Annotated in this window: 27 protein-coding genes; 14 read left to right on the forward strand and 13 right to left on the reverse strand. The window is 32.9% G+C overall.

The features are described 5' to 3' along the window. Positions 1 to 124: 124 nt before the first annotated feature. From K8344_RS02190 to K8344_RS02200, 3 genes are all read left to right on the forward strand, one after another. Entirely contained in the window at positions 125 to 1021 is an 897-nt protein-coding gene (locus K8344_RS02190) for an aminotransferase class IV (protein ID WP_237606657.1), read from the forward strand. A 261-nt stretch (positions 1022 to 1282) separates the two neighbouring features. Further along, positions 1283 to 2788, forward strand: a complete 1506-nt coding sequence (gene atpD, locus K8344_RS02195; protein ID WP_139854144.1) for a F0F1 ATP synthase subunit beta — start codon at positions 1283 to 1285, stop codon at positions 2786 to 2788. 81 nt (positions 2789 to 2869) lie between these two features. Continuing rightward, entirely contained in the window at positions 2870 to 3145 is a 276-nt protein-coding gene (locus tag K8344_RS02200) for a FoF1 ATP synthase subunit delta/epsilon (protein ID WP_237606658.1), read from the forward strand. A 166-nt stretch (positions 3146 to 3311) separates the two neighbouring features. Here the strand turns inward: K8344_RS02200 and K8344_RS02205 are convergent, their stop codons facing one another. From K8344_RS02205 to K8344_RS02230, 6 genes are all read right to left on the reverse strand, one after another. After that, positions 3312 to 3626 carry a type II toxin-antitoxin system RelE/ParE family toxin gene (locus K8344_RS02205; protein ID WP_237606659.1) on the reverse strand — a complete coding sequence of 105 codons (315 nt, stop codon included), beginning with the start codon at positions 3624 to 3626 and terminating at the stop codon, positions 3312 to 3314. After that, the gene (locus K8344_RS02210) at positions 3613 to 3846 is read right to left on the reverse strand and encodes a type II toxin-antitoxin system ParD family antitoxin (RefSeq protein ID WP_237606660.1); all 234 of its coding nucleotides are present in this window, start codon (positions 3844 to 3846) and stop codon (positions 3613 to 3615) included. The genes K8344_RS02205 and K8344_RS02210 overlap by 14 nt, the downstream gene beginning before the upstream one ends. Before the next feature lie 78 nt (positions 3847 to 3924). Further along, positions 3925 to 4131, reverse strand: a complete 207-nt coding sequence (locus tag K8344_RS02215; protein WP_237606661.1) for a helix-turn-helix domain-containing protein — start codon at positions 4129 to 4131, stop codon at positions 3925 to 3927. Position 4132: 1 nt separating this feature from the next. Next, entirely contained in the window at positions 4133 to 4627 is a 495-nt protein-coding gene (locus K8344_RS02220) for a hypothetical protein (protein ID WP_237606662.1), read from the reverse strand. 152 nt (positions 4628 to 4779) lie between these two features. Beyond that, positions 4780 to 5817 carry an aldo/keto reductase gene (locus K8344_RS02225; RefSeq protein ID WP_237606663.1) on the reverse strand — a complete coding sequence of 346 codons (1038 nt, stop codon included), beginning with the start codon at positions 5815 to 5817 and terminating at the stop codon, positions 4780 to 4782. A 58-nt stretch (positions 5818 to 5875) separates the two neighbouring features. Continuing rightward, positions 5876 to 6661: an exodeoxyribonuclease III gene (locus tag K8344_RS02230; RefSeq protein ID WP_237606664.1), complete on the reverse strand. Its 786-nt coding sequence runs from the start codon at positions 6659 to 6661 to the stop codon at positions 5876 to 5878. Between the two features lie 205 nt (positions 6662 to 6866). Between K8344_RS02230 and K8344_RS02235 the strand changes: the two genes are divergently transcribed. Next, positions 6867 to 10352, forward strand: coding sequence for a hypothetical protein (locus K8344_RS02235; RefSeq protein ID WP_237606665.1), 3486 nt, complete (start codon positions 6867 to 6869; stop codon positions 10350 to 10352). 75 nt (positions 10353 to 10427) lie between these two features. Continuing rightward, positions 10428 to 10787, forward strand: coding sequence for a hypothetical protein (locus K8344_RS02240; RefSeq protein WP_237606666.1), 360 nt, complete (start codon positions 10428 to 10430; stop codon positions 10785 to 10787). 79 nt (positions 10788 to 10866) lie between these two features. On the opposite strand, the gene K8344_RS02245 is transcribed toward K8344_RS02240, so the two are convergent. Both K8344_RS02245 and K8344_RS02250 read right to left on the reverse strand, forming a co-directional pair. After that, a complete protein-coding gene (locus tag K8344_RS02245; protein WP_237606667.1) occupies positions 10867 to 12405 on the reverse strand; it encodes a glycine--tRNA ligase in 1539 nt (512 codons plus the stop codon). 148 nt (positions 12406 to 12553) lie between these two features. Then, a complete protein-coding gene (locus tag K8344_RS02250; RefSeq protein ID WP_237606668.1) occupies positions 12554 to 13441 on the reverse strand; it encodes a hypothetical protein in 888 nt (295 codons plus the stop codon). Between the two features lie 85 nt (positions 13442 to 13526). Between K8344_RS02250 and K8344_RS02255 the strand changes: the two genes are divergently transcribed. Then, positions 13527 to 14189 (forward strand): ComF family protein, encoded by a 663-nt coding sequence (locus tag K8344_RS02255; RefSeq protein WP_237606669.1) that lies wholly within the window; start codon positions 13527 to 13529, stop codon positions 14187 to 14189. A gap of 106 nt (positions 14190 to 14295) precedes the next feature. After that, complete coding sequence (locus K8344_RS02260; protein ID WP_237606670.1) at positions 14296 to 15900, forward strand: Ig-like domain-containing domain; 1605 nt, start codon at positions 14296 to 14298, stop codon at positions 15898 to 15900. Here K8344_RS02260 and K8344_RS02265 read toward each other — a convergent pair. After that, a complete protein-coding gene (locus tag K8344_RS02265; protein WP_237606671.1) occupies positions 15887 to 16663 on the reverse strand; it encodes an amidohydrolase in 777 nt (258 codons plus the stop codon). The genes K8344_RS02260 and K8344_RS02265 overlap by 14 nt on opposite strands. Before the next feature lie 148 nt (positions 16664 to 16811). On the opposite strand from K8344_RS02265, the gene rnpA reads away from it, so the two are divergent. The 5 genes from rnpA to K8344_RS02290 all read left to right on the forward strand — a co-directional run bounded on the left by rnpA (position 16812) and on the right by K8344_RS02290 (position 20823). Continuing rightward, positions 16812 to 17177: a ribonuclease P protein component gene (rnpA, locus tag K8344_RS02270; RefSeq protein WP_237606672.1), complete on the forward strand. Its 366-nt coding sequence runs from the start codon at positions 16812 to 16814 to the stop codon at positions 17175 to 17177. Between the two features lie 177 nt (positions 17178 to 17354). Next, complete coding sequence (locus tag K8344_RS02275) at positions 17355 to 18977, forward strand: S41 family peptidase (protein ID WP_237606673.1); 1623 nt, start codon at positions 17355 to 17357, stop codon at positions 18975 to 18977. 68 nt (positions 18978 to 19045) lie between these two features. After that, on the forward strand, positions 19046 to 19540 hold the full coding sequence (locus K8344_RS02280; RefSeq protein ID WP_237606674.1) for a hypothetical protein: 495 nt from the start codon (positions 19046 to 19048) through the stop codon (positions 19538 to 19540). Positions 19541 to 19559: 19 nt separating this feature from the next. Next, positions 19560 to 20378: a sterol desaturase family protein gene (locus tag K8344_RS02285; RefSeq protein WP_237606675.1), complete on the forward strand. Its 819-nt coding sequence runs from the start codon at positions 19560 to 19562 to the stop codon at positions 20376 to 20378. Positions 20379 to 20451: 73 nt separating this feature from the next. Further along, on the forward strand, positions 20452 to 20823 hold the full coding sequence (locus K8344_RS02290; RefSeq protein WP_237606676.1) for a hypothetical protein: 372 nt from the start codon (positions 20452 to 20454) through the stop codon (positions 20821 to 20823). Here K8344_RS02290 and K8344_RS02295 read toward each other — a convergent pair. From K8344_RS02295 to K8344_RS02310, 4 genes are all read right to left on the reverse strand, one after another. Next, the gene (locus K8344_RS02295) at positions 20813 to 21253 is read right to left on the reverse strand and encodes a GNAT family N-acetyltransferase (protein WP_237606677.1); all 441 of its coding nucleotides are present in this window, start codon (positions 21251 to 21253) and stop codon (positions 20813 to 20815) included. The genes K8344_RS02290 and K8344_RS02295 overlap by 11 nt on opposite strands. 15 nt (positions 21254 to 21268) lie before the next feature. Then, entirely contained in the window at positions 21269 to 22186 is a 918-nt protein-coding gene (locus tag K8344_RS02300; RefSeq protein WP_237606678.1) for a cation diffusion facilitator family transporter, read from the reverse strand. Between the two features lie 9 nt (positions 22187 to 22195). Further along, positions 22196 to 22627, reverse strand: a complete 432-nt coding sequence (gene rpiB / locus K8344_RS02305; RefSeq protein WP_237606679.1) for a ribose 5-phosphate isomerase B — start codon at positions 22625 to 22627, stop codon at positions 22196 to 22198. A gap of 639 nt (positions 22628 to 23266) precedes the next feature. Continuing rightward, a complete protein-coding gene (locus tag K8344_RS02310) occupies positions 23267 to 23506 on the reverse strand; it encodes a DUF2007 domain-containing protein (protein WP_237606680.1) in 240 nt (79 codons plus the stop codon). Between the two features lie 171 nt (positions 23507 to 23677). On the opposite strand from K8344_RS02310, the gene rnr reads away from it, so the two are divergent. Together rnr and K8344_RS02320 are read left to right on the forward strand one after the other, a co-directional pair. Then, on the forward strand, positions 23678 to 25870 hold the full coding sequence (gene rnr / locus K8344_RS02315) for a ribonuclease R (RefSeq protein WP_237606681.1): 2193 nt from the start codon (positions 23678 to 23680) through the stop codon (positions 25868 to 25870). A 71-nt stretch (positions 25871 to 25941) separates the two neighbouring features. Next, positions 25942 to 26703, forward strand: a complete 762-nt coding sequence (locus tag K8344_RS02320; protein ID WP_338144578.1) for a LysE family translocator — start codon at positions 25942 to 25944, stop codon at positions 26701 to 26703. The last annotated feature ends 70 nt before the right edge of the window (positions 26704 to 26773 follow it).

The following is a 26773-nucleotide window of genomic DNA, read 5'->3' on the forward strand; positions in this document are numbered from 1 at the left end:
GTTACTTTTTTCTATAAATATTTCATTCCTTCGGGATGAGGTGCTAAAAAAAATATTTTAATTTAAAGGAAATTCTTTCTCGACATAACAACTCCATCAACTCATAACTCATAACTTCAATAAAATGCTTCAAAAATCTAACCCCAAAAACGACTATATTCAAATATTTATAAAAGACAAGCTACACCCGCGAAGTGAAGCAAAAGTTTCCGTTTTTGACAGCTCGGTTCAAGGTGGTGACGCAGTTTGGGAAGGTTTACGCGTTTACCCTGAAGGAATAGTTTGTTTAGACAAACATTTAACTCGTTTACACGAATCGGCTAAAACCTTGGCCTTTGCAGATATTCCTTCAAAGGAATTCATCAAAAAGGCAATTAAGCAAACTCTCGATGCAAACGGAATGACCGATGATACTCATATTCGGTTAACGTTAACCCGAGGTGAAAAGATTACAAGCGGTATGGATCCTAGATTAAATCAGAGTGGTTCTTGTTTAATTGTTTTAGCAGAATGGAAACCTTTAGTATACGACAATGACCATGGAATAAAAGTAATTAGTACAAGTCAAAGAAGAAATTCGCCGCAATTTTTAGACAGTAAAATCCATCACAACAACTTACTTAATAACATAATTGCAAAAATTCAAGCTAATGTTGCAGGAAAAGATGCAGGTTTAATGCTGGACGATCGTGGATTTATAGCCGAATTAAATGGCAGCAATCTTTTTATGGTAAAAGATGGTAAAGTTTTTACTCCATTCGCTCATGCCTGTTTACCTGGAATTACGAGAAACTCAGTAATTGAATTATGTAAAAAACACGAAATTGAAATTTCAGAAGCCGATATTACACTTTCACAATTTTACAATGCCGATGGAGTAATTGCCACAGGGACTATGGGTGAATTGACACCTGTTGTTGAAATCGATGGCCGGATTATTCCTAAAGGAGACAAACTACAAAACAAGATAATCGATTTATTCTCGAAGGAGGTTCGTAGACTTTGTGAAAAACTCGACTAACAATTTGAAAATTGCTTTAAAATAATTCTAAAGTTAATTGCAGAAACTTCTTCATAGAAACTGTTTTACGAATAGAATAAAAAAACGATTCTGCTGTTCCTTTATAAGATGTTCTAATTAACTGTTATGCAGATAATTGTGTGGTTGTAATTTTTTTAAAAATTCCATTGCAATTATCATTCAGAAAAAACTATCTTTGCACCTGTTTAAAACAGGGCTGGTTTATTCAGCCTTAGATAACTATAAAATAAAGAGTTACTCATGTCACAAAGTACAGGAAAAGTTGCACAGATTATTGGCCCGGTAGTAGACGTTGCTTTTGAAAGCGGATCGGAACTTCCAAAAATATACGACTCGTTAGAGGTAAACAACCACGGGAACAAATTAGTTCTTGAGGTTCAATCACACATTGGTGAAAGTATGGTGCGTACCATTTCAATGGATTCTACAGACGGTTTAAGCCGTGGTGCTGAAGCTGTTGCTACAGGAGCGCCTATTCAAATGCCTATTGGTGATGAAGTATATGGCCGACTTTTTAACGTAATTGGTGATGCTATTGACGGTATTGGAAACTTGCCAAAAGCTGGCGATAACGGACTTCCAATTCACCGTGAAGCACCAAAATTTGAAGATCTTTCAACTTCTACTGAAGTTCTATTTACTGGTATTAAAGTAATTGACCTTATTGAGCCTTACGCAAAAGGTGGTAAAATTGGTCTATTCGGTGGTGCTGGTGTAGGAAAAACAGTACTTATTCAGGAGTTAATTAACAATATTGCAAAAGGACACGGTGGACTTTCAGTATTCGCTGGTGTAGGTGAGCGTACTCGTGAGGGTAACGACTTACTTCGTGAAATGCTTGAATCTGGAATTATCCGTTACGGTGACGATTTCATGAAGTCTATGGAAGAAGGTGGATGGGATCTTTCTAAAGTTGATAAAACTGCGATGAAAGAATCTAAAGCTACTTTCGTATTCGGACAGATGAACGAACCACCTGGAGCACGTGCACGTGTTGCGCTTTCAGGATTGACAATTGCTGAGTATTTCCGTGATGGAGCAGGAGAAGGACAAGGAAAAGACGTACTTTTCTTCGTAGATAACATTTTCCGTTTTACGCAAGCAGGTTCTGAGGTGTCTGCCCTTCTAGGTCGTATGCCTTCAGCGGTAGGTTATCAACCAACTTTGGCAACAGAGATGGGTGCTATGCAAGAGCGTATTACTTCAACAAAAAGAGGTTCTATTACTTCTGTACAGGCGGTTTACGTACCTGCGGATGACCTTACGGATCCAGCGCCGGCAACAACGTTCGCCCACTTGGATGCAACAACAGTACTTTCTCGTAAAATTGCTGAGCTTGGTATTTACCCTGCAGTAGATCCTTTAGATTCTACTTCAAGAATTCTTACAGAAGCTATTCTTGGAAAAGAACACTATGCTTGTGCACAAAGAGTAAAAGAGCTTTTACAGAGATATAAAGAATTACAAGATATCATCGCGATTCTTGGTATGGAAGAACTTTCAGAGGAAGATAAAATGGCAGTAGGACGCGCACGTCGTGTACAACGTTTCCTTTCTCAGCCTTTCCACGTAGCAGAGCAGTTTACTGGTATTCCTGGAGTTCTAGTTGATATTAAAGAAACAATTAAAGGTTTCAATATGATTATGGATGGAGAGTTAGACCACCTTCCAGAAGCAGCATTCAACCTTAAAGGAACTATCGAAGAAGCAATTGCAGCAGGAGAAAAAATGCTTGCGGAAGCTTAAAATAATTCAGAGTTAAGAATGCAGAATTCTGAATTATAAAACAGATCCTGAATTCATAATTCATAATTCATAATTGAAAAAATGTACTTAGAAATAGTTACCCCTGAAGCATCATTAGTTGCTGGAGAAGTAGAAAGCGTAACCGTTCCTGGTGTGGAAGGTGAGTTTCAAATGCTTAACAACCACGCAGCTATTGTTTCTGTTTTACAAAAAGGAAAAGTAAAATTTAGAGGAAACCCAACATTTGCTGAAGGGTTTCAAAAAAACTTTACTCAAGAAGACGGACAATGGATACTTCATATTTCTGGAGGAACTGTTGAATGTAACAATAATAAAGTAATGGTATTGGCTGATTAAGCTAACGCAAACTTTAAAAATATTAAAATCCCAAATTTCAGTTAACTGGAGTTTGGGATTTTTTATTTCTCACTATTAATTTATACAAGACCTCGAGGGTTTTAAAAGCCTGACAGGTCTTTTTCTTTTCAATAATTTCTGAACTGCCCTTTATTATATTAACGGTTTACTTAAAATAATACAAAGTATTTTGGCTATGATGTAAAACTCTTATGATTGAAATAGAATTTTTGGCAATTGAATAAAATACGAGGTGAGAACCATAAGGAATACTAAGTATGTTAAGTCCAATATCTTTTCTTAAAACACCTTCATTCGGAAAATTGGTTAATTGATTAAATAAGTGATGAAAACCATCTAAATATTCTTCCGCTTGCTCAAATCCGAATTCTATAAGCGAATATTCATATATTTCAACAAGATCAAGATCTGCAGTTTCAGAAAGTTGATAACTTAAGAACTGTCTCTTATTCGAGTCCATGCTCTTTTCTTTTTGCTTTCAGAATATCCTGAACATTTCTTGAGCTTATTCCACTATCAATCCCCTTTTGTATTTCTTTTCTTAAATATTGAAGCTTTTCTTCGTTAAGTTCGTGTTTACGTAAAGCATCTCGAACAACTTCGCTGGCGTTTTGATAATCGCCAGATTTTACCTGGTCGTCTATGTATTTTCGTTGTTTTTCTGTTAAGCTTACATTCATAATAAAAATACTTTAGTACTATAAATGTACATTTTATGTCCATATATAGCAAATATGGACATCATTAAAGTAGAAATTTTAATCTTTTGTAAACTCCAAAATAGCTCCTGGTTGACAATCCAACGCCTCACAAATAGATTCAAGGGTTGTAAAACGGACCGCTCTGGCTTTTCCACTTCTAAAAATGGAAAGATTGGCCTCTGTTATACCTACAATTTCGGCAAGCTCCTTTCCTGTCATTCCTTTTTCTTGAAGCAATACGTCTAGATTTATAATTATTGGCATATTATATTGTTAGGTCGTTGTCCAATTTTAACTCATTGCCGTTTTTAATAATGTCGGCAATAATGTATAAAACAAAAGCTAAAATTATAAGTAGGAAGTTTTTACTCAAACTTTCAACAGTAATTCCTAATATTCGTTGTCCTTCTGAATGAAGAAATACAGCTATATCAAAAGCAACGCCTAAAATTGCAGACACAAAGAATAATTTTCCTGCCATTATAAAGTTATGGGAACTTTTATCATTAAACATTCCATTTTTTAAGGTTATTCTTAATCCATTTTCAACATATATTAAGCCTATAAAAGTGAAAACTGATAAAAATACTCCAACAAACGATGTGTAATATCCAAATATGAAATCATTATACAGTTCTAGTTCTCTATATGGGTCCATAAAGTCAGAAAAGAATTCAAGATATATATTACCAATAAAAGACAACGCAAATACTACTATAAGCCCTATCACAAAACCGTGCATTATTTTAATCTTCTTCAAAGTATTATCGTTTAACGATAACAAATATAGAATAATTATTGATAAACAATAATATTTTTAAAATATAATGTGAAATCTAGACCTTTCAAATTTTAAAAACCTGACAGGTCTTTTTAGTTTAATAAATTAGATTTTATTACGCTTGTAGGTGCCTAAGGAGCCGGATTAGGAATATTGTTATGGACAAGATCAATCTCCTTTAAAGTGGCCTTAGAAAGCGTAATATTAATGCTTTCAATATTTTCTGAAAGCTGCTCTAAAGAAGTAGCACCTACAATCGGGGCTGTAACAAATTTCTTTTGAAGAATAAATGCTAGTGCTAAATGAGTAAAGCTCAAATCGTATTTTTTAGCAATTTCAAAATATTGTCTCGTTGCATCCTTTGCAGTATCACTACTATAACGGCTATATTGTTTAAATTGATTTATACGAGATTTTTCATTTGCTTTTCCCTCTAAATATTTCCCTGTAAGCGTTCCAAAACCTAGGGGTGAATACGGTAAATACCCAATATCTTCACGATGAAGGATCTCAGAAAGCCCAATTTCATCTTTTCGATTTAATAAATTATAAGGGTTTTGAACTGTTGCAATTTTAATATTCCCTTTTCTAGCCTCTTCCATACAACGCATCACCCCATAAGGAGTTTCGTTTGAAAGCCCGATATGGCGAATTTTACCCTCTTTTACAAAATGCGCTAAATTGTGAAGTACTTCAGCAAAATTATCGCTCCAAGCTTCGTTTTCTTTATAGGTATAATCACGTTGCCCAAAATAATTAGTACTTCGCTCAGGCCAATGTAGTTGATATAAATCTATATAATCGGTTTGTAATCGCTTTAAACTATTATTAATCGCCTCATTCAAAGATTTTCTACTAAAATCTAAAGGCAAGCGAATATGATCCATGTTTCGACTAGGCCCAGCAATTTTGGTTGCAATTACTAAATTGTTTCTGTTTTGCTTCCTCGCTAACCAATTTCCAATATAAGTTTCTGTTCTGCCTTGGGTCCGTGGATTTGCGGGAACTGGGTACATTTCGGCGCAATCTATAAAGTTTATCCCTTTTTCAATAGCAAAATCTAATTGTTGATGCGCTTCGGCCTCAATATTCTGTTGCCCCCACGTCATCGTTCCAAGACAGAGTTTACTGATTGTTAAATTGGTATTTGGAAGCGTTGTGTATTTCATAATAATGTATTTGATATTACTCGACGGGTTTACAAAACTCGTCAAACATGACGCATTTTTAGAATTCTAACTCCACCAAGTGCGGGCAATGGTCACTGTGTTTAGCATCCGATAAAATTACAGCGCGTTTTAAATTATCTTTTAAAGGTTCAGACACCAAGTTATAATCAATACGCCAGCCTTTATTATTGTTCCTTGCGTTTGCGCGATAGCTCCACCATGTATAATTATGTGGCTCTTTATTGAAGTGTCTGAAACTATCTATAAAACCACTATTCATAAAATCGTCCAACCATTCTCTCTCTACAGGCAAGAATCCAGAGACGTTTTTATTTCTTACTGGGTCGTGAATATCAATTGCCTTATGACAAACATTATAATCGCCGCAAATAATCAAATTTGGGATATCTTTTCTAAGGTTGTCGATATATTTTCGGAAATCATCCATGTATGTAAGTTTGTGCTCTAAACGCTGAATATTTGTTCCACTTGGCAAATACAAACTCATTACAGAAATCTGCCCACCAGGAAGAGAAGGAGCATCAAAATCTACACGAATATTTCGCCCTTCAAAGTCCATATAATCAATTCCAGTTCCGTATTCTACGTGATTGGGGATAATTTTAGTAAATATCGCAACGCCGCTATACCCTTTTTTTTGAGCACTAAACCAATAGTGATAGGGATATCCTGCCTTTTCAATTTCCGCTACATCTACTTGATCAATATTAGCTTTAGTTTCTTGAATACAAACTACATCAGGGTTTGCTGCTTTTAACCAATCGATAAATCCTTTTCGCATGGCTGCGCGAATTCCGTTTACGTTGTATGAGATTATTTTCATATAAAATGCCCTGAAGTCGGGTATTTTTTTGTGAGTTAAATAAATATTTTAAGCTTGCAAGATAAATATCTCAACAGCTATTAACAACCAATACAATATTACATTAAGTGTTTAAATTTGTTCTAGAAAATTCCAAGCCCCTCGGGATTGAGATTGTATTTTTACCCTATCAAAATAAAAAGCCAAACGAATAGTTTTATAGTTAATGAAGTTAATCCTGTCCATTTTCATTTTTACGTTCGTAGCAATAGGCTATGCACAGGATATTAATTCAAATTATGTTGAGAAAAAATTTGCTGTAAGAGATACTGTTGCAATTGATAGTGCAGGAATAAATCCTAAAAAGTTCAACATTTTCGACAAAGAAGGAAATGAGCTAGATCCCTTTAGTTATTTAATAGATTTTAAAAAAGGAAGAATTATTTTTCCTTCCCGTACTGTTAATGCAGCCGATGGGCTACTTCAAAAAGAAGACTCTGTGACCATTCAGTATTTAAAGTATCCTGATTTTCTTACCCGAGATTATTTCGCACTAGACCCAAAAATAATTGTTGAAAACACCGGGCGGATTGATAAATTATATTCTCTACAAGAAAGTACTAACAAAAACACCTTTACACCTTTTGATGGCTTGAATACTTCTGGAAGTATTTCACGGGGTATTACCATTGGAAACAATCAAAATGCAGTTGTTAATAGTCAGTTAGATTTACAGATAACAGGTAAATTAAGTGATAAGGTTTCGATTCGTGCTTCTATTCAGGATGCAAATATTCCTACCCAAGAAGGCGGTTATTCACAGAGTTTAAATGAATTTGACCAGATTTTCATAGAGCTTTTTGGAGAAAATTGGAATATACGGGCAGGAGATATAGATCTTCAAAACAACAATAGCTACTTCGGAAGATTTACGAAAAAAGTGCAAGGGATTTCTTTAGGCGGGACTTTTAACAACGACGACGGTTCCAAAATTTCAGCATTCGCTTCTGGAGCATTAGTTAAGGGTGTTTTTTCTAAAAGTGAATTTGTTGGACAAGAAGGAAACCAAGGCCCATATAAACTCGTAGGTCCTAACGGAGAGCTTTATATTTTGGTTGTTTCAGGTAGTGAGCGAGTTTATGTAAACGGACTGCTCTTAAATAGAGGCGAAAACGAAGATTACGTAATTGATTACAATGCTGGTGAAATAAAATTTAATCCTACTTATCCTATAACTAGCGATATGCGAATTACTGTAGAATATCAATATACCGATAGAAGCTACACACGTTTTATTGGTTATGGAGGCGGGAATTATTCAAGTGATAAATTGGATTTAGGAGTATATGTTTATTCTGAAAATGATGCTAAAAATCAGCCCTTGCAACAAAGCCTTTCGGAGGAACAAGTGGCAATATTAAAAGCAGCTGGAGATGATATGGATTTAATGACCGCACCATCGGCGGTTCCTGATACCTATTCAGAAAACAAAATTCTCTACAAAAAAGTAATTATCAATGGGGAGGAAGTTTTCGTGTTTTCAAATAATCCAGAAGACGAACTATACAGTGTGCGTTTCTCACTAGTGGGAAGTAACAACGGTAACTATGTAATTGCTGACAATAACGCTATCAGCAGGATTTTTGAATATATACCTCCTGTAAATGGTGTCCCCCAAGGTAATTATGAGCCAATTATTAAATTAAATGCTCCCATAAAGCTTCAAATAGGTGGTTTAAATGGAAGTTATCATCCTTCCCATAAAACTCAAATAGATTTTGAAGTTGCAGGTAGTAAAAACGATCTCAATTTATTCAGCGATATAGACGATACTAATAACGATGGTTTTGCAGGTAGATTAGCTTTTAAACAGCGCGTACTAACCTCAGCCGATACACTAAAAGTTAATGCATTTGGTTCGTTAGACTTTGTACAAAAAGATTTTAAAACCATCGAAAACCTTTACAATATTGAATTTAACAGAGATTGGAACCTTTTAAACCCACAAGGAAATCAAAGCTTTGTAATTTCTGGAGTTGAATTTTCACATCCAAAAAATGGAATAGGTAGGTATGAGTTTCAAAATTTGAATTATTCTGAAAACTTCAATGGGACACGTCATGTAATTGCATCAGAGATTAAACTAAATAAATTCAGGTTAAGAACAAACGGAAGTTTATTAAATAGCAAAGCCGATTCAATTACATCAAATTTCTTTCGACTAAACAATACGGCCACATATTCGTTGAACAAAGCTTGGATTGGCGCTAAAACGGCTTTAGAAGATAACCAGATTAAAGATATCCTTCGCGATAGCATTTCCCCAACAAGTCAAAAATTTAGCGCTTATGAGGCTTATATGGGCGTAGGAGATAGCACGCAAGTGTTTGTAGAGACTGGTTATCAATATCGGGTGAATGACAGTGTTAGAAACAACATACTTCAAAAAGTAAATTCGTCACATACATTTTATTTAAAATCGCGATTGATAAATACTGACAATACACAACTATCGGCATTTGCTAATTACAGAACGCTAAAGTATGAACCTAAAATAGGAGACGAAACTGGATTGAGTCAAGAAATTCCTACAATTGAAACTAAGCGTGAAATAGACCGTTCGTTAAACTCCAGAATTATTTTCAACCAAGCGCTGTTGCAGGGGGGAATTCGATGGAATACTACTTTAGAATCTAACAATGGGGTTATTCCACAGCAAGAATTTACCTATGTTAAAACCGAACCAGGGCAGGGTGTTTACACTTGGATTGATTACAATAATAATGGAATTCAAGAATTAGAAGAATTTGAAGTAGCGCAGTTTCAAGATCAAGCAGAATACATTAGAATATTACTACCCAATCAAGTCTTCTTAAAAATCCGTCAGAATAAATTCAGTCAGATACTTACTTTAAATCCTCAAAAATGGATGAATGAAGTGGGTATTAAAAAGTTTCTTTCTCACTTTTACAATCAAACTTCATACATTCTAGATAGAAAAGTAAAACGAAGAAATGATGCTTTTAATATTAATCCTTTTGAAGATGGAGGGGAGGATCAACTTGGGTTAATTTCAAATTTTAGAAATGCGCTATTTTTCAATCGCGGAAAACAGCATTTTTCTACTAGCTACACATATCTTTCATCGTCTAGCGACAATCTGCTTGCTATTGGCTTACAACAAAACAAATCGAAAAGTCATCAACTTAACTTCAATCACAAGATTAAAGAAAGCTGGTTGATGAATTTTAAAAGTCAAATTAGCAATAATGAAAGTCTTTCAGAAAATTTTGCAAATAGGAATTACCAACTCGAATCATATTCTATCAATCCAAAAATTTCGTATTTATTGAGCCAGCAAACTCGATTTGATGTTTTTTATGAATTTGAAAACCAATCGAATAAATTAGGTGAAATGGAAAAGTTAGACCAACAGGTATTAGGGTTTTCATTTGCTTATTCCAATGCTGAAAAGGTTTCTATAAATGGAGAATTTAATTATATTAATAACAAGTTTGAAGGAAGTCCATTTTCTCCTGTAGCGTATCAAATGTTGGAGGGCCTACAACCAGGAACTAACTTTACTTGGCGGATGTTGTTACAAAAACGAATAACCAAATATTTGGATGCTAACCTATCCTATTTTGGACGTAAAAGCGAAACTACTAAAACAGTACATACAGGAAGTGTACAGTTGAGAGCTTATTTTTAGTAAGAAATATGCGAAATCATTTCTTAATAAATGGGTTCAATTTTGTATCTTCATAAATCAATAACACAATAATAAATGATAATTAAAACAACTTTAGCTCTCTTCTCAGTATTTATAATTTCTTGTGGTCCCATGCAAAACCAATCTGCGGGTGATGAGAATAATTCATCAGAAATGGAAGCAAAAAAAATGATAGCAGAAGGGTATTTGGCAGGGAAAATTATTTACTCAAACATAAAAGATGATTGTGAGTATACCATACAATTGGAAAGTGGTGAAAGAGGAATTTACTACGTTGATCCTGTGAATTTAAAAGAAAAATTTAAACAAGAGAATCAGCCTGTATGGGTAAAATATAATGGCTTAAGACAGATGAATAGATGTAATAAAGCGATTCCTGTTGAAGTTACTTCAATCGTAAATAGAACAGAATAACTACTTCTTAGGTATAAAAAAGGAGGATATTTAATTATCCTCCTCTTCTTGAAATATAGAATTAACCACTTAAAAAAAACTATTTAGAAAGCCAGCTTTGGTATGAGATGGTTTCTTTCAATTTATCTGAAATCTCAGAAATACTAATTCTTTCTTGTTCCATTGTGTCTCTGTTACGAATGGTTACTGTATTATCTTCAATTGTTTGATGATCTACTGTAATACAGAAAGGTGTTCCAGCTGCATCTTGACGGCGGTAACGTCTTCCTACGGCATCTTTTTCGTCGTAAGCTACGTTGTAATCCCATTTAAGAGAATCGATAATTTGTTGCGCAATTTCTGGAAGTCCATCTTTCTTAACAAGAGGAAGAACTGCAGCTTTTACCGGTGCTAAAATTGCTGGTATTTTTAAAACTGTACGTGTACTTCCACCCTCTAAGGTTTCTTCTTGAAGTGAATTACTCAATACAGCAAGGAACATTCTGTCCAGACCTATAGAAGTTTCAACTACGTAAGGAACATAGCTTTCATTCATCTCATGGTCGAAAAACTGTAATTTCTTACCAGAGAATTTTTCGTGAGCTTTAAGATCAAAATCTGTTCTTGAATGTATTCCTTCTAATTCTTTAAATCCGAAAGGATAGTTAAATTCGATATCTGCAGCTGCATTTGCGTAATGTGCAAGTTTATCGTGGTCGTGGAAACGATAATTTTCTTCTCCCATTCCTAATGAAAGATGCCATTTTAAGCGTGTTTCCTTCCAGTATTCGTACCATTTAAGTTCTTCTCCAGGACGAACAAAGAATTGCATTTCCATTTGTTCAAACTCTCTCATTCGAAAGATAAACTGTCGTGCTACAATCTCGTTACGGAAAGCTTTTCCGGTTTGAGCGATTCCGAATGGAATTTTCATTCTTCCACTCTTTTGAATATTCGAAAAGTTTACAAAGATTCCTTGAGCCGTTTCTGGGCGTAGGTAAAGGTCCATCGCGCTATCGGCTGAAGCACCAAGTTTAGTTCCAAACATAAGGTTGAACTGACGTACCTCTGTCCAGTTTTTCGATCCAGTTACCGGATCTGCAATACCGAGCTCTTCTATCAACGCTTTTACATCTGCTAAGTCTTCTTTTTCAAGCGAACTAGCCATACGCTCTAAAACAGTGCGTTGTTCGGTTAGATATCTTACAACTCGAGGATTTGTAGAAACAAACTCTTCTTCATTAAAACTATCGCCAAAACGCTTTCTTGCCTTTTCAATTTCTTTTTGCGCTTTTTGATAAAGTTTTTCAGCATAATCTTCAATAAGCACATCGGCGCGATAGCGTTTTTTTGAATCCTTATTGTCAATTAAAGGATCATTAAAAGCATCTACGTGGCCCGAAGCCTTCCAAGTAGTTGGGTGCATTAATATTGAAGAATCTATCCCTATAATATTTTGATGCATATACACCATGCTTCGCCACCAATATTCGCGAATATTTTTCTTTAATTCTACACCATTTTGAGCATAATCATAAACAGCACTAAGACCGTCGTAAATTTCGCTAGATGCAAATATGTAACCGTATTCCCTTGCGTGGGAAACTACTTTTTTAAAATGATCGTCGTTGTTTGCCATGTCACAAAAATAGGAAAGTCCCCTCAACCTTCGAAGAGAGAACTTGATTTTTTTTATTATTAAAAAACCATTGCAAAAATTGCAATGGTTTTAGTTTTAATTTTAGCCAAACATAATGAATTTTATATCAAAATGTATATTTCATCGGCTATTTCAATTCCATAGTTGTTGTTCCAACTTGATTTGGTCCATCAAAAATGTTAATTGTATATCTACCTTCAACTAGGTTTGTTTCTTTTGAATTAACTAAAATACAAACGTCTAGTGCTTCATTTTCATAAAAAACATTTGTAGAAGCACTGTAGTTTAAGTTTTTATCTTCAAATTGTTTTACTGTATCATCACCCATCATAACATTTTTAGGGTTGATAACTTGAATGTAAATAATTCTGTCTCCACTTTTAGCAATTGAATTTGGAGCTAATGTAAAACAAGCTCTAATTTTATCTGCACGGCTTGAACGTCTTGTATCTACAACTTTTCCACTATTTCTAATAATTACAGCTTCCCCTCTTAAGTTTGTAGCTTTAACAATCGATCCTTTTTTCAAGATTTCATTCATTGCTTCGTTCTCCTGATTTACAGAATCTACAACCATCCTAGTATTATCCAACTCTAAGAACGTACTATCGCGCTCCATAGCAAGTCTTTTATTGGCATCAATTAAACTATCGGCTCTTTTAAACAGCATAGCTCTTTCTTGCTTTAACCTACCAACTTCTACTTTATATCTCTGAATCAAACCGATATTAGCCTTAGCATCTTTAACAGAGTCTAATAGCACATTTATTCTTTCACGCGCGGCCAACAAGTCTTTATCCTTTAACTCGTTATCCTTAATAACTTCATCGTAATTGGCAATTAACCCTTCAAGTTCTTGCTCGATAGAATCTTTTTCAGTTTCTAGGTTAGAAATTGTAGCTTTATTCTCATTAAATAATGTTACAGTATACACTGCTAATGCTATAAGCAGTAGAGATAGAACTCCTATAAGGATCTTAAACTTACCGCTATTATTTTCATTTTCGGTGCTCATAATTTAATTGTATTTAGTATAATTGGTAAATGTAGGTAGGTATTTCTTTAACAAACGTTTACAAAATGATAAAACTTCATAAAAAATGTTAAATCTACTCTTTCCTAAAATCTGTTATAGTTGTCATAATCCGTTACTTAAGGGAGAAAAAACAGTTTGTATTGAATGTATTCATTCCTTACCTATAGCTTCGTTTCACAAAAATGAAAGTAATTTTTTAAAAAATAAGTTTTATGGAAGATTTTTAGTAAAAAATGCAACATCTCTACTTTATTTTCAAAAAAGAGGAATAACACAGGAGTTACTTCACAACTTAAAATATCGTGGAAAGGAGGAGATTAGTTATTTTTTTGGAAAATGGCTTGGTGCAGAATTGGCCGAGTGTAAAAATTACAATAATATAGACTTAGTAATTCCGGTTCCTTTACATAAACAGAAATTAAAAAAAAGAGGCTATAATCAAGTAGAAGGGTTTGGAAAAGAAATTGCCTTAGCCCTTAACGTAGCCTATCGTGATGATATTTTAATTAAAATTTCAAAATCTGGTTCCCAAGTTTTTAAAACAAGAATGCTCCGTTTTGAAAGTGAAGAAGTTTTTTCCATACAAAAATTAAAAGATATCAAAAACAAGCATATTTTATTGGTAGACGATATTATAACCACAGGTGCAACGCTAGAAAAATGTGCACTACAGTTGCTTAAAGGAGAGAATGTATGCATTAGTATTGCAACGATTGCCGTTGCATAAACATTAATAGTTGTTTGTTAATTGCTACTAGTTCTTTCTTATTGTTTAATTTTGGGCAGATTTCAATAAATTCAATTTTAAATTTATTAACAACTAAAATTTCATCTTGAAACATCGCCTTCTATACATTCCCATTGCGCTTTTGTTTATGCTTTCATTTACTGATTGCGCCAAAAAAGGAACGCCATCAGGTGGACCAAGAGATACTATTCCTCCAGTAATTGTAAGAAGTATTCCCGAAAATTACAGCACGAATTTTAAAGGAGATGAAATTGAAATTCGATTTGATGAATATATCAAGTTAAAAGATTTAAACAATCAGTTAATCATTTCTCCACCGATGAAGTATACGCCGGTTATCACACCGCTAAGTACTTCAAAGAGATTAAAAATAAAACTATTAGATACCTTAAAACCTAATACAACCTATTCTTTCAACTTCGGAAAAAGTATTGTTGATAACAATGAAGAAAACGAGTTTGAATATTTTAAATATGTGTTTTCCACAGGAACGTATATAGATAGTTTAAAACTTTCAGGAGAGGTAAAAGACGCTAAACTAATTTCTCCTGAAATTCCAACAACGGTAATGCTTTACGAAGTAAATGAAACTTTTAAAGACTCAGTGGTTTATTCTGAAAAACCGATGTACATAACTGTTACTAAAGACAGTAGCGGGACATTTGAGCTTTCAAATCTAAAACAAGGAAAATATTTACTAATTGCTTTAAATGAAAAAAGTAACGATTACACTTTTCAACCAAAGACAGATAAAATTGGATTTGTAAATGAAGTAATTACCTTGCCTACAGATTCTACTTATGCACTTACACTTTTTAAAGAAACTCCGGATTACAAATTAGCAAGACCTGCTTTAGTTTCTAAAAACCATATTGTTTTTGGTTATGAAGGGCGCGTAGATAGCTTAAAAGTTGAAATGTTATCGGATGTAGGTCAAAATTACGTTTCCACATCTTATAAAGATGAAATAAAAGATTCACTTCACTATTGGTTTAAGCCTAATTTTAAAGTAGATTCTGTGCTCTTTAAAGTTACAAATGGAAATATAGAAGATACAGTTTCGGTAAGAATACGTGATCTTTACAGTGATTCGTTAAAAGTTTCAGCAGTTAAAACTGGGTTTTTAAAATTAAAGGACACCTTTAAATTGCGATTAAACACACCAATAATTTCTTTTGATACAGAGAAATTTGAAGTTATTAACAAAGACTCGGTGTTTGTTGAAACTAAAATAAGGTTGAATAAAAAACACAATTTAGCAGAACTGCATTTTCCAAAAGAAGAAGATGAAAGCTATAACATTAGCATTATGCCGGGAGCCTTGACCGACTTTTTCGAGAATACCAATGACACGCTGTATTTTAACGTAAAAACGCGATTGTCTTCAGATTACGGAACGCTTAGTCTCAATCTGGTAAATGTAAATAGATTTCCAATTATCGTTCAAATTTTAAATAGCAAGTATAGTGTTGTAGCAGAAAGATATTTAACCGAAAACAGTCCTGTTTATTTCGACGAACTTTCTCCGGAAAAATATCTTTTAAGAATTATCTACGACGACAATCAAAACGGAAGATGGGACACAGGGAGTTTCTTAAATAGGATGGAAGCCGAAAAAATTATCTATTATCCTAAAGAGATTGAAGTACGTGCCAATTGGAGCTTAAACGAAACTTTTATACTAAAGTAAAATCGTCTCTATCATTCAAAAACTGAAAGTGTTTTCGATTGTTAACAATGTGTTGTTTTTCTAAAACTACCGTTTCGGTAAATTCCCCTATGTCCTTAGAAGTTATTTTAGCTCCTAAAACATCATAAATTGCCGAATGTCCAACGTATTCGTGGTCGTTTCCATCAAAACCAGCTCTGTTAACGCCTACGCAATAAGTCATATTTTCAATTGCTCTCGCACGTAGTAGCGTATCCCAAGCTAAGGTTCTTACTTTTGGCCAGTTTGCTACATAAATTAAAATGTCATAATCTTCTGTATTTCTTGCCCACACAGGAAAACGCAAATCGTAACAAATAAGCGGACAGATTTTCCAGCCTTTATAATCTACAATTAAACGTTCGGTACCATCTTTATACGTTTCATTTTCCTTTGCTAAGGTAAATGTGTGCTTTTTGTCGTACTTCTTATAACTGCCATCAGGAAATACAAAAAACATCCGATTGAAAAAATTCTCATCTTCCTTAATAATTACACTTCCGGTAATGGCTGTGTTATGCGTTTTTGCTTCGTTAATCATCCATTTTAAAGTATTTCCATGTTTAGGTTCGGCTAATTTTTCGGCGTTCATAGAAAAACCTGTTGAAAACATTTCAGGAAGGACGATTAAATCTGTTTTCTCTTCAATATTTTTTATTTTCGCTGAAAACATTTTCAGATTTGCTTCAGCATTTTCCCAATGAAGATTACTTTGAATAATCGATATTTTAAGCGTTTCTTTCAAAATAAATGATTTTTAAATTTTGTTTTTACAGTTTTAAACTAAGAATTAAAATTACAACTTTAAAAGGTGATTTTCTTTAAAACTAAAAGATAGGAAAACTATTGAAGTGCAACCGAAAAGCTGAGAAGTCTTTTTATATATTTACTCGGTGAACAAAAAATTTCCAAAAACTGAAAAGCTAAAAAGCACCAAAACAATTGAAACCTTGTTTTCAGAAGGGAGAACGTATACAAAATTTCCTATAAAAGTGTTTTTTTTACCCAATAAAGAAATTGATACCAATCTAGCAGCATTTGCTGTTCCTAAGCGTAATTTTAAATCTGCCGTAGATAGAAATCGCGTAAAAAGACAACTTCGCGAGGTATATAGACTACATAAACACCTAATTGAAGAAAGTGGCAACACTAGGTTTAAGATGCTTTTTTTATATTTAGGAAAAGTAAAACCGGAATATGTTCAATTGGAAAAGTCAATGCTAAAATTGCTGAAAAAATTGCAAGAAGATAATAGCTAAGCTTTCAAGTTTTATTCAATTTATTTCAAAACCGTGAAACAATTCCTATTTATTCTTCGTTGGAATTAGAAATATTATCATTCTTCGTATATTTCTGAAGTGTAGAATAAAATCCTGATACTTTGAGTAAGTTGGTAGACTATCACAACAACTCAAAATCTCATTAACACAACAATTATGAAAAAGAGAATAATTATTCCCATTGTGGCTATTGGTATATTTTTTACCACTGTAAGTTTTAAAAGCGATTTTTTTGAAATAGCGAAGCAGATTGAAATTTTCACTACGCTTTACAAGGAATTAAATATGAATTATGTAGATGAAGTTACTCCGGCTACTCTTATGGATAAAGCTATAAAAGGAATGTTAGATGACTTAGATCCTTATACCGTATATTGGAACGAACAACAAGTTGAGGATGCTAAAATTAATAATTCTGGAGTTTATACAGGTATTGGTGCTACCGCTCAGACCCGGGAAGATAAAATAATAATTGTAGAACCTTATCAAGGGTATCCCGCAGATAAAGCAGGTTTAAAAGCAGGAGATGAAATTATTAAAATAGGGGATGTTACCTTGGCAAATTTTGAAGAAGATGCGGGAGAATTACTTAAAGGTGCTCCAGGTTCTAAAGTTGATGTAACTTATAAAAGACAAGGTAAAACCACTACCACAACCATTACACGCGAAGCAGTGAAAGTTAAAGCAGTTCCTTTTTATAAATTGATAAACAATGATATTGGGTATATTGTACTTTCAAAATTCAATAGTAAAACTACTTCTGAAACCAAAGCAGCATTAATAGATTTAAAATCTCAAGGTGCGAAAAAGATAATATTAGACTTACGAGGAAATCCGGGAGGACTATTAAATGAGGCAATAAGCGTTGTAAACCTTTTTGTTGAGAAAGATCAAGTAATCACCACCACAAAATCAGTTATTGAAAAGTATAATGCAACTTATAAAACACGTTTTGAACCCGTAGATACAGAAATCCCTTTAGTAGTTTTAATCAACGGTCGTAGTGCATCGGCTAGTGAGATAGTTTCAGGAGGTTTACAAGATTTAGATCGCGCAGTGATTGTTGGGGCTCGAAGCTTCGGAAAAGGGCTTGTACAGCGTCCTAAAAAGCTAACATACGGAACTCAGTTAAAAGTTACCATTTCTAGGTATTACACACCAAGCGGTCGTGGAATTCAAGCTGTTGATTACTGGCATAGAGATGAAAATGGCGATCCTATTCGAAAAGATCCAAAAGAATATAACAAGTTTAAAACTAAAGGAGGTAGAACTGTTTATGACGGAGGAGGAATACTGCCAGATATTGAAATGGCATCGGCGGTTTATAGCCCAATTACCACGGCTTTACTAAAAGACAATGCAATTTTTGATTATGCTACAAAATACTATTACAGCCATCAAATGACGGATTGGAAAAACTTTAAGTTTGGACAAAGTGACTTCCAAGATTTCCTAAAGTATTTAAAAGCAAATAATTTTGAATATGAAACAGAAACCGAAAAGAAATTTGCAGAAGGTTTAAAATTGGCTGAATCGGACGAATTAAACAATGAAATTTCTCAAAGTTACAATCAATTAATGGCTGCTATTGATACAGCAAAAGAGAAGGCTATTATGGATAAAAAAGTTGAAATAGAATCGTTATTAAAAGACGAAATTCTAAAGCGTTATTTTTATCGTGAAGGTTTATATAACTATCAAATAGAACACAATCCTGAAATTCTAGAAGCTGTGGCTGTTTTGAATGATGAAGGAAGATATAAGAAAATTTTGAAGTGATAATTTGTTTGATTTAGCCTCAAAAAAACGCTATAGAAATTTGATGTCATGCAATCACTTTTTATAAAATGGACGAAATCTCGAAGTTTAAAACGTATGAAGGATTCTGTCATATTTTAGAAGAAAAAATTATTTTTACTTCTGATGGAAATTTAGAAAATTATACCTCTAAGGATACATCAGAAAATAAAGTAATTTATACAATTTCTATAATATTTACAGTACTATGTTTCCTGTATTTAACTTATAATTCATTTAAAAATAGTGATTGGATTAATCTTTTATTACTCTTTGGTATAGTTGTTTTTACAATTTACGATTCATTTAGGAAAAGAAAATATTTTAATACTTCCGTAATTAAAAGAGAGAAGATAATTCGTGTAACATTCCATCGATCTAAAAAGTGTTTTTCAAGAGCATATTTTAGGGTAGATTTTATTGATGATAAAAATAAGAGTAAAAGCAGAAAAATTATTCTACCTGGTTCGCTGTGTAGGGGTTTAAGCGATTCAAATAAAGCTTTAGATATTATGCTCGAGCAAGGAATGATAAACAGAATTTGATTGAAAATATAACAGACAAATGCAGGCCTTCTTAAATTTCTTCGAAACAATGCCTACTTGGATGAAAGCAGGTTGGGTGTTTTTTGTACTAACTATTTTCTGGATTTTAGAGGGATATTACAAACTAGTATTTACTAAATACAACAAATGGCGACACGCTAAAACAAATTTTATTCTACTTGCATTTGTAATGTTAATAAATTTATTTTTTGGAATATTAACGGCTGGAGTATTTTTTTGGTTGGACAATTCAAACTTTGGATTATTACAACATATTGCTGCCCCTGTTTGGTTCGAATTAATACTATCAATCTTAATTTTAGATTTAATCGCCCAGTATTTTGTACATTTTCTACTTCATAAAATTCAATGGATGTGGCGTTTACACATCGTTCACCATTCCGATAAAAATGTAGATGTAACAACTGGAACACGACATCATCCTTTCGATTTTATTATTCGAGAAACCTTCGCGTTAGTCGCGGTTGTAATTATGGGAATGCCAATAGCTTTTTATCTATTCTATAGAATTTTAAGTGTACTGTTTACATATTTTACTCATGCAAATATTTCGATTCCAACAAAATTCGACAAAGCCTTAAGCCTTGTTATTGTAACTCCGAATATGCATAAGTTTCACCATCACTATCAAATGCCTTGGACAGATTCTAATTTTGGAAATATGTTTTCAATTTGGGATCACTTATTTGGAACTTACGTTTATGAAAATACAGTAAACATTAAGTACGGATTAGACATTACCGACCACCAGGATGATGAAAATATTTTACATCAATTAAAGCTTCCATTTGATAATTCTGTTAAGTACAAAAACTAAATTAACACTCTAAATATTTAGCTTAACATAACCTTAACCGGTTGTTAATCAATATATTCTTATTTTAGCTGTTATGATACAAGCAGATAGAGAAGAAAACAAAGAAATTATTAAAGAATCGGTAAACTATTTAGAAAAAAGAGGGTTTGAACAAATTAGAGCTAACTTAGAAGGATACGAAGCTCCAAAATCTTATCTTAAAAAGGATAGTGATGTAGTAATAACTCCAGATATAGTAGCAAGTCGGGCTGGAATTAAGTATTATTTTGAAATAAGTTTAAAAACGGAAAAACTTAGATTATTAAAATCTAAATGGCAGTTTTTAGATACGATTACTAGAATGCGTAATCAACGATTTAAAATAATAACGCGTCGTGGACATTACAAGTTTACAGACGAATTATTAAAAGATCTAAATCTTGAAAAGAATTTAATTAAGCTCTAATCATTGCAATGTGAGGTATTCCATCTTCTGAATAGCGATCACCTATAGTCTTAAAACCGTGGCTTTCGTAAAAAGTAACTAGATAAGTTTGGGCTGATATTTTTATTTTGTCAGCTTTGTAATACTCTCTTATTGCTTTAATTGCCGCATCAGTAATTTTATGTCCATACCCTAACTTGCGATAGTTATCCCGTACAACTACTCGACCAATTGAAGATTGGTCAAAATAATCTCCTTCTCGAAAACATCTAGCATAAGCTATTATTTTTCCATCTTCTCTACCCATAACATGTAAAGCGCGTTGATCTTTTCCATCTATATCTTGATAAACACAATCCTGCTCTAGAACAAAAACTTCACTTCTTAATCTTAAAAGACTATAAAGTTCATTAGTGTTTAATTCTTCAAAATTTTTTACTTCAATTTCCATAGTTTTTCTATTAAATCAATCTTGAACAATAATGTCTTTGGGATCGTCTTTTTGGTGCTCAGGTTGAATAGTAACATGATTTATTCCAAAGTTTTTAAAAAGAACTTCTTCAACTTTAGTTAATACCGCATCAAACTCAGATAGTGAAACATTTTCATGAAAATCTAGATGTGCTTCTAAATGCGTTTCTTGTTCGTTAAGCTGCCAGATATGAATATGATGCATATTCTTCACTTCTGAAATTTCACAAACCGTTTCAATTATTTCTTCCAAATTTAAGTCGTCTGGAGTAAAAAGCATCAACACTTTAAAAGAACTTTTTATTAAATCGTACCCCATAACTAACAAGTATAGCGCAATTAACACAGTTAATATACTATCTACCCAATACCATTCAAAATATAGCATTAAAACACCACCTAATAAAACAGCTATAGATGCAGCCATATCTGAAAATAAGTGTAAATATGCTGAACGCATATTCATATTTGTTTTAGACTCTTTAAAAAGTAATAGTACGCTAAATCCGTTAAAAACAATTCCTAAAATCGCTAACCATATTACTAAACCACTTTTAATAGGTTGTGGATCCATAAATCTAAAAATGGCTTCGTAAATAAGGTAAACAGCAACTATAATTAATGTTGCAGAATTTACGAACGCTGCAAGAATTTCGGCTCGCTTATACCCAAAAGTTTTTGTAACTGAAGCGTCTTTTTTTGAATATCTATCCGCAATGTAGCTAACAACCAATGAAAGTACGTCGCTAAAATTATGCAAAGCATCGGAAAGTAATGATAGACTTCCAGAAACTAACCCGCCAATAGCTTGAGCAACAGTAATACCTATATTAAGAAAAATAGAGAGCAGAAGCTTTCTACCTTTCAGATCGGGATGTGAATGGCTATTAGAATGTGCGTGGTTATGCGACATTTTAAAAATTTATGAGCAGGCTATTTTTTCCACTCGTTTTTGATGACGGCCACCTTCAAAATCTGTATTCAGAAATGTTTTTACCATTTCAACTGCTTGTTGTTTACTAGTAAATCGAGCTGGAATACTTAAAACGTTAGCATCATTATGTTGGCGCGCTAATTCGGTAATTTCTTTTGTCCAGCATAAAGCAGAACGTACTTTTTGATGTTTATTAGCCGTCATATTGGCACCGTTTCCGCTTCCGCAAACAATGATACCCAAATCTACATTTTCTTTCTCAACGTCTTCAGCAACAGGATGAACAAAATCTGGATAATCAACACTAGAATTTTCATCCGTACCATGATTGATAACAGTATGTCCTTCTTTTTCTAAATAAGAGATTATTTCAAATTTATAATCTGTACCTGCGTGGTCGTTTCCGATAGAAATTTTCATAATATTTAATTTTCATCAAAGATAATGATTTAGGTAGCAGAAATATTATTGTTCTATCTAATATTGCTTTTTGTATATATTATAGGTTATCAACATGTTTAAGATACTTAAATTCAATAGATTAATTTAATTGAAGTGTAAATTAATCGTTTCTTAACCTTAGCTTCACATAATGGTTAACAACATTGTTGATATTTGTTAATTGAATTCCTATAAGTAAAATTGCAGATGTAAAAATTATTTACAATAGGTTTTAAAATTCTAATAATGCAAATTTTTTAACCGTTTTTTATTGGTCAGTTATGGGATGAAAATTTTCAGTTAACAACATTAATTTTAAAAATACTTATCAATTATAATTTGTAGAGATAGGTTGTTCACAGTTGTTAATTACTATAGCTATTCAACTATAATTTAAGCTGTTCAGATTGTAATATTATGTTAATAACTTATTATTAAAAGAGAACAAGTTAATTTCAAAACAAAACATCAAAAAGTTATTGTACATATTAACACACTATAATAAACACCATTTTATTTAATTAAATTTTAAAAAAGAAAAATGTAGTATTAATATATGTTGATAACTACAAAAAAGGAAAATAAAGATTTTTAATTCTAGAGTAAGACTAGAAATTTTTAAACGATTTTTAAGTTAGAAGGATTGTTGAAATCGCTCATTATTTGTTCTGCTTGAGAAATATCGTCTATATGTACTTGAAGTCTAATACCACCTATAGCATTCGAGTAAAAAGGAAATACACTAATCATTGTTTCATTCTGAAACACATATCTAATTCCTTCTTGATCAAACAAAAGTTGAAGTACTGCATATTCTGCAGGGTATTGGAATATAGCTATGGTTTTAAAATGTTCCATTTTATATATCTAAGTAGCTTATGAAATTATTCTTACTTTTAAATTCCAATCACATTAATGGAATTCAAGTTTATATTGTTTATAAACCTTCTCTAAGGTACTAAATCTTTGCTAATGTAATCCAATCATTATGAGATATGTATTACATTTACAATAATTACAAATTAAACTATGCCAAAATACAAACGTAAAAAGAGTAAAAATAAAATAGATAATCTTTCTCAAACAATTCTAAACATACTTCGGAAAGATCATTCACAAGCTTTTAATTATAAGCAAATTGCTGCTAAACTTCAATTAGACGATGCCAGTAGTAGAAATCAAATAATTAAGAAGCTAAAAAATTTACATGGAAAAGGTAGTATACAAGAAGTTGATCGAGGAAAGTATATTCTTACCCCATCACAAAACTATTATACTGGGAAAGTTGATATAGCAGGTCGTGGTCAAGGCTACATCATTGTAGAAGATCTTGAAGATGATATTTATGTAAGTAGTAAAAATTTAAATAAAGCCTTAAATGGCGATATTGTTGAAGTTTACGTTTTTAAACGTAAAAAAGGAGGGAAGACAGAAGGGGAAGTAACCAAAATTATAGAAAGAAAACGTACAGAATTTGTAGGCACTATTGATGTACAGGAAAACTTTGCATTTGTAGATGTAACAGATTACAAAATGTACACCGACATTTTTGTTCCAAAGAATAAAATAAACGGAGCTAAATCTGGAGAAAAGGTTTTAGTTGAAATGCTAGAATGGCCAGAAAAAGAAGATTCTCCAATAGGAAAAGTTATTAAAGTTCTAGGTATGCCTGGAGAACATAATACCGAAATTCACTCTATTCTAGCACAATACGGTTTGCCGTATGACTTTCCTCAAGAGGTTGAAGTTTATGCTAATAAAATAGATACTTCCATTAAAGAATCTGAAATAAAAAAGCGTCGCGATATGCGCGAGACTTTAACTTTTACAATCGATCCAAAGGATGCAAAAGATTTTGATGACGCCCTTTCTTTTAAAAAACTTGAAAATGGAAATTATGAAATAGGAATTCACATTGCCGACGTCTCACATTATGTTACTCCTGGAAATGAACTTGACGATGAAGCTTATGAACGTGCAACTTCTGTGTACTTAGTAGATAGAGTAGTACCAATGCTGCCAGAAATTCTTTCAAACAATGCGTGTTCGCTACGTCCTAATGAGGAAAAATATACTTTTTCAGCCGTTTTTGAAATGAATCAGAAAGCTGAAGTTATTAAACAGTGGTTTGGAAAAACAGTTACATTAAGTGATGCGCGATTCGCTTATGAAGAAGCACAACACGTAATTGAAAATTCTGATGATGAAACACATAAAATCCCATCCGATATTTCGATTACCGATGAGGAATATGTTGTTAAACCTGAAATTGCTGAAGCTATTTTAGAAATGGATAGGCTTGCTAAAAAATTACGAGCTAAACGTATGCGTGCTGGTGCTATTTCATTTGATAAGGTAGAAGTAAAATTTATTTTAGACGAACATAAAAACCCTGAAGGCGTGTACTTTAAAGAAAGTAAAGACGCTAATAAAATGATTGAAGAATTTATGCTTCTAGCCAATAGAAGTGTAGCTGAATTTATCGGAAAACAGAATCCAAAAAAGACATTTGTTTACCGAGTTCACGATGAACCGGACGACGAAAAAATTGCAGCGCTCGAAAATATAATTAAACGATTTGGTTATAAACTTAACACTAAAGATCGTCATACTACAGCCACTTCTATGAATAAATTATTGAAGGATGTTCAAGGTAAAAAAGAACAGAATTTAATAGATACTATTGCTATTAGAAGTATGAGTAAGGCAATGTATACAACCAAAAATATTGGTCACTACGGATTAGCTTTTGACTATTATACCCATTTTACTTCACCTATACGTAGGTATCCAGATGTTATGGTTCACAGACTTCTCCAGCATTATCTAGAAAACGGAAAAAGCGCTAATGAAGAGGAATTTGAAGAAAAATGTAGTCATAGTAGTGATATGGAAGGACTTGCAACAAATGCCGAACGCGATAGTATTAAGTATATGCAAGTTAAGTATATGCAAGATCATCAAGATGAAGAGTTTGTTGGAGTAATTTCAGGAGTTACCGAATGGGGAATCTATATTGAAATTATCTCGAATAAATGTGAAGGAATGGTTCGTTTGCAAGATTTGAATGACGACCATTACGAATTTGATAAAGACGAATATGCTGTAATTGGAAAACGTACCAATAATGTATATCGACTTGGAGATGAAGTTAATGTAAAAGTAAAAAATGCCGATTTAGTTAAGAAGCATTTAGATTTTACAATGCTAGGTCATAAATAAAACATTTAAAATAAAGGTTTTATACTTTTTAGTAATTAAATATTAAATAGTAAAAACTAAAATTTATTTTTTTGCAGACATTGGGTAAAAGTAATTTGTATTTTTACCCTATTATGTTTGACGGTTTACTTTACGCTGCATTTTATGGATTCTTACTGGCTTTTGCAGTCGGTCCAGTATTTTTCACCCTAATTGAAACAGCTATCACAAAGGGGGTTAAGGCCGCTATATTCTTTGATTTAGGTGCAATAGTAGCTGATATTCTCTTTATAATAATAGCTTTTTATAGTACAAGTAGAATTCTTGAACAAGTTAAGAATGACCCAGGCTTACTAATTTTTGGTGGAGGGATTCTCATTGCCTATGGAATTATATCGTATATCCGAACCAATAAATCAATCTTCAAAATTGTACGAGAACATTACGCTGTAAAAGTAAAAAAAAATCTCGGTGGACTATTCCTAAAAGGATTTCTATTGAATTTTGTAAACTTTGGTGTATTGGCGGGTTGGATAGGAACCCTAATTATGGCCAATGCCCTTACAACTTCAGATAATGGCGTATTTCTATTTATTTCTACGGTATTAGCAACATTCTTTCTTACCGATCTTTTGAAAATACTTTTAGCTAAAAAATTGAAGAATAAAATGACTCCACGTTTTATTTTTAAAACTAAAAAATGGGTAAGTATATTAATTTTTGGATTTGGTATTTTACTTCTTATTCAAGGTATTTTTCCAAAAGGTGTTGAGGCTGGACTTGAAAAAATACCAGGACAATCCAATCCTATGGAGGTAGAAAAGCCTATCCCTCCCGTAGAGGATCTACAATAATTATATCTTTTTTTCTATATTTTTTGGAAAGCAACAAGTGCTCCTCCCGAAGTTCTTGGCTCATTTTAAC

It is taken from the genome of Aequorivita xiaoshiensis (genome assembly GCF_022008395.1).
In the GTDB taxonomy this organism is placed as follows: Bacteria; Bacteroidota; Bacteroidia; order Flavobacteriales; family Flavobacteriaceae; genus Aequorivita; species Aequorivita xiaoshiensis.